The sequence below is a fragment of the Lewinella sp. genome, assembly GCF_050633125.1.
GTDB lineage: Bacteria > Bacteroidota > Bacteroidia > Chitinophagales > Saprospiraceae > Lewinella.
The window spans coordinates 1-232 of sequence record NZ_JBOEFX010000221.1 but is presented as its reverse complement, the minus strand read 5'-3'; the positions used below and the strand labels follow the sequence as shown (position 1 = coordinate 232).

General features: G+C 51.3%; 1 protein-coding gene. It reads left to right on the top strand.

Features of this window, described 5'->3' with window-relative positions; genetic code table 11:
• On the top strand, nucleotides 1-232 hold a 232-nt coding region (locus ACRBG0_RS28380; RefSeq protein WP_431490201.1), incomplete at both ends, for a hypothetical protein.

Genomic DNA, 232 nt, shown 5'->3' with positions numbered 1-232 from the left:
CAGTGATTGAGTGTGATGAAGAGTTCCCAACCGATGGGGTAACCGGTGGTCCTGATGAGAACCCCCACGCCAGCGTGACGGGCTATCCTTTCCTACTGACGGCCCAAGGTTATGTTGACCTATCACAAAACTACTGTAACCTTGGTGCGAGCTACTCAGATGAACCCCGCATCAATGTATGTGAAGGCACTTACTCCTTCCGTCGCGAATGGAATATCATCGACTGGTGTTC